The sequence below is a fragment of the Mesorhizobium sp. M2A.F.Ca.ET.039.01.1.1 genome, assembly GCF_003998035.1.
Lineage (GTDB): Bacteria > Pseudomonadota > Alphaproteobacteria > Rhizobiales > Rhizobiaceae > Mesorhizobium.
In genome coordinates, this window is record NZ_RZRY01000624.1 from 1 (window position 1) to 3733 (window position 3733).

Annotated in this window: 5 protein-coding genes; 4 read left to right on the top strand and 1 reads right to left on the bottom strand. The window is 67.4% G+C overall.

What is annotated here, in order from left to right:
* The 4 genes from EOA24_RS30615 to EOA24_RS30630 all read left to right on the top strand — a co-directional run.
* Nucleotides 1-591 (top strand): ABC transporter permease (locus EOA24_RS30615; RefSeq protein ID WP_133374686.1); only part of this gene is annotated, 591 nt, incomplete at its 5' end.
* The gene (locus tag EOA24_RS30620) at nt 588-1592 is read left to right on the top strand and encodes an ABC transporter ATP-binding protein (RefSeq protein ID WP_189343065.1); all 1005 of its coding nucleotides are present in this window, start codon (nt 588-590) and stop codon (nt 1590-1592) included. The genes EOA24_RS30615 and EOA24_RS30620, both read left to right, overlap by 4 nt.
* A complete protein-coding gene (locus EOA24_RS30625) occupies nt 1589-2365 on the top strand; it encodes an ATP-binding cassette domain-containing protein (RefSeq protein WP_127410419.1) in 777 nt (258 codons plus the stop codon). The genes EOA24_RS30620 and EOA24_RS30625 overlap by 4 nt, the downstream gene beginning before the upstream one ends.
* A 64-nt stretch (nt 2366-2429) precedes the next feature.
* Nucleotides 2430-2936, top strand: coding sequence for an L-2-amino-thiazoline-4-carboxylic acid hydrolase (locus tag EOA24_RS30630; protein WP_126081117.1), 507 nt, complete (start codon nt 2430-2432; stop codon nt 2934-2936).
* A 75-nt stretch (nt 2937-3011) separates the two neighbouring features.
* Here the strand turns inward: EOA24_RS30630 and EOA24_RS30635 are convergent.
* A partial coding sequence (locus EOA24_RS30635) for a DeoR/GlpR family DNA-binding transcription regulator (RefSeq protein WP_133374687.1) occupies nt 3012-3733 on the bottom strand: 722 nt, incomplete at its 5' end.

A 3733-nucleotide genomic window follows, 5' to 3' on the forward strand; every position in this document is an offset into this window, starting at 1 on the left:
GGCTTGGCGGCCGCGGCCGCGGCGCTGCTGATCGGCGCGACGGTCGGCACCTTGGCCGGCTTTGCCGGCGGCCTTGTCGACGAAGCGCTGATGCGCATCACCGACGCCTTCCAGACCGTGCCAAGCTTCCTGCTGGCGCTGGCCTTCGTAAGCATCGTCGGGCCTTCGCTGGGCGTGGTCGTCGCGGCGATCGCGCTCAGCGCCTGGACCGGACCCGCGCGCGTCGCCCGCGCGGAAGTGCTGTCGATCCGTGAACGCGACTACGTCGCCGGCGCCCGCGTCATCGGCATGCACCCGCTGGAGATCGCCTTTCGCGAGGTGCTGCCCAATGCGTTGCCGCCGGTGCTGGCGCTATCCTCGGTGATCGTCGCGGCTGCGATCCTCACCGAGGCTGCGCTTTCCTTCCTCGGCCTCGGCGACCCCAACCGCGTCACTTGGGGCGGCATGATCGCCGAGGGGCGCACCGTGCTGCGCACCGCGCCGTTCCTGTCGATCGTTCCGGGCGTCGCGCTCGTGCTGACGGTGCTCGGCGTCTACCTCGCCGGCGAAGGCGTGGTGGAAAGCACCGCGGTGCGCAGGAGCCTGTCGTGACGGCGTTGCTTTCCATTCGCGATCTGAGAGTTGCCTATCGGCGCGACGGCATAGAGGTGCCGGCGCTAAAAGGTGTGAGCCTGGATGTGGAGGCTAGAGAGCGCCTGGCGATCATCGGTGAAAGCGGCTCGGGCAAGAGCACACTGGCACTGGCGATTGCGGGGTTGTTGGCGAGGGGTGCCAGTGTTGGCGGGCGCATGGACTGGTTCCTGCCGGCTAGCGTTGGCGCCAAGGCCCCCCTCTCTGGCCTGCCGGCCATCTCCCCCTCAAGGGGGGAGATTGGCAGCTCCGTCGCCGGCTCTCATCTTGCGACCTTGAAAATTGGCGAAGGCGGAGATCACGACCTAATCTCCCCCGTTGAGGGGGAGATGTCCGGCAGGACAGAGAGGGGGGCGAAGGATCGCCAACCGTCCGCACTTGCCACAAGCCACCCTCGCCTCGGCCGCGACATCGGCTTCGTCTTCCAGGACCCCTCCTCCAGTCTCGACCCGGTCATGCCAATCGGCAAGCAGATCGCCGAGGTCGCCCGCACCCATCTCCACCTCACTTGGCGCGAAGCCATCGCCAAGGCCAAAACCCTTCTCGAACGCGTCCGCCTCCCCAATCCCGACGCCACTCTCCACGCCTACCCGCACCAGCTCTCCGGCGGGCAGAAGCAGCGCGTGGCCATCGCCGCGGCAATCGCCGCCGGACCGAAACTCCTGATCGCCGACGAAGCGACCAGCGCGCTCGACACCATCGTCCAGGCCGAGATCGTCGCCCTGATCCGTCGGCTTGTCGCCGAGGACGGCATGACGCTCATCTTCGTCAGTCACGACATCGCGCTCGCCGCCTCGCTCGCCAATCGCATCGCGGTGCTGCGCCATGGCGAACTGGTCGAGCTCGGCGAGACCAGTCAAATCGTCAACGCGCCGCAGCATGCCTATACGCGCGCCCTGCTCGACGCTCATCTTGGCCTCGACGCCGAGCCTCTGCTTGACCGACAGGGCATCTCGGCATGAGCCTGCTTGCCGTCTCCAATCTCACCAAGCGCTACCATCGCGGCCGCAAGCCTTTCGCGGCAGTCGACGAGGTGTCGTTCGAAGTCGGCCCGGCGGAGACGCTGGCGCTTGCCGGCCCGTCCGGCAGCGGCAAATCCACCATCGCACGGCTGGTGCTGCGGCTGATCGAGCCCGATACCGGCCGCATCGAATTTGAGGGAAGCGACTTCCTCGCTCTGTCGGGCGCCGCTTTGCGCGCCCGCCGTGCACGCCTGCAGATGGTGTTCCAGGATCCGCTCGCCGCCTTCAATCCCCGCGCCACCGTGGCGCGCGTGCTGGACGATCCGTTGCGCATCCACAACATCGCCCCGCATGCCCAGCGCCCGCGCCGCATCGCAGCGCTTTTGGAGCGCGTCGGCCTCGATACCGGCCTCGCCGCGCGCGCCATCCACGAGATTTCCGGCGGCCAGCGACAGCGCGTCGCGATCGCCCGCGCCATCGCCACACGGCCGTCGCTGATCGTGCTCGACGAGGCCGTCTCTGCCCTCGACGTCTCGGTGCGAGGACAGATCCTGGAATTGCTGCTCGACCTGCAAAGGCAGGAACGGATCGCCTATCTGTCCATTTCGCATGACCTCGGCGTCATCCGCGCCGTGGCGCATCGCGTCATCATTCTCGATGCCGGCCGGATCGCCGAGAGCGGCGATGCCCGCGCCGTCATCGCCGACCCGCAATCGCCGGTCGGCAAGGCCCTTGTCGAGGCGGCACCGAGATTGAACAGGAACCGGCCATGATCCCGCAAAGTGGCAACCGATTTGCGGACAAGATCATGGTCAAACAACAAGATCAGGACGCACGATGACCGATCCCGAAGCAGCCAGAGCCGAGAAACTGTCGCGCGAGCTCGATTCCGCCTTCCGCAACCGCGCCGACCTCTACCGCCTCTTCCTCGACGAACTGACCGCCGAGCTCGGCGCCGAGCAGGCCGAGGCGGTGATGATCCGCAGCATCGAGAAGCGCGGCCGGGAAGTCGCGGCGGCGGCCTTCGCCGGCTTCGGTCCAAACGACGCGCCGGCGATCGGCGAGGCGTTCCTCGCCGTCAGTCCGGATGGTGGGCGCATGTATCCGACCGACATCGAGAGCGGGCCTGGCCACATCGCTTTCAAGGTCAAGCGCTGCCCGCTGAAGGACGCCTGGGTCGAGGCCGGCGTCGGCGAAGAGAAACTCGCCACGCTCTGCCGCATCGCCGGCGCCTTCGACCGCGGCCTGTTCGAGGCGACCGGCGTGCGTTTCGCCAATGTCACCTGGACGCCGGGCCACGGCTCCGGCTGCTGCCACATCGCATTGACCAACCGCGACGCCTGAAGCAATTCCAGGAAAAGTGCGCAGCGGTTTTCCGTCCGGAATTGCGCAACAACAAAGCAACTAGCCGGTACAGCCCTAACCTTCGGCAAAGACGTGCAGTTCGCCGCCTGCTTCGTCGATCGCGGCGCGCAGTTCCGCTGACGGCTCGCTGTCGGTGACGATGTCCGAGATCTCGCTCAGCGCGCAGACGCGCTCCAGGCCGCTGCGGCCGAACTTGTCGTTGGTGACGACCAGCATCGTCGACAATGACCGCCTCATCATCGCCCGCTTCACCGCCGCCGCGCCCGAGATCATGTCGCTCGGCCCCTCGGCATTCAGCGCCGAGGCGCCGATGATGGCGACGTCGGCATTGTAGCGCCGCACGAATTCGACCGTGTCCTCGCCAAGCACCGCGGCTTCGCGGCTGTCATAGGTGCCTGGGCAAAGGATGACCCGGAAGCCGGGATTGGCGCCGGCCACCGAGGCGACGCCGATGGAGTTGGTGATGATCGTCAGGTCCCGGCCGTGCTGCGAGAGGCTGCGCGCCACCTCGTAGGTGGTCGATCCGCCATCAATCATCACGATGGAGCCCTTCTCGACCAGTCCGGCCGCACCACGCCCGAGGCGAGCCCGCTCCTCGACCAGCGTGAGGCCGCGTTCGGCGATCACCGGCTCAGACGTCGCCAGCGAAATGGTGGCGCCGCCATAGGTGCGGTTGAGCAATCCCGCTTCGCCGAGCTCGATGAGATCTCGGCGGATGGTCTCGCCGGCCACGCCGATGCGGCGCGCAAGCTTCGAGATGCGGATCGAGGCGGAGC

Coding starts and splice junctions, on each gene's coding strand:
- EOA24_RS30625 (WP_127410419.1), top strand. CDS start 1,589: ATGAGCCTGCTTGCCGTCTCCAATCTCACCAAGCGCTACCATCGCGGC.
- EOA24_RS30630 (WP_126081117.1), top strand. CDS start 2,430: ATGACCGATCCCGAAGCAGCCAGAGCCGAGAAACTGTCGCGCGAGCTC.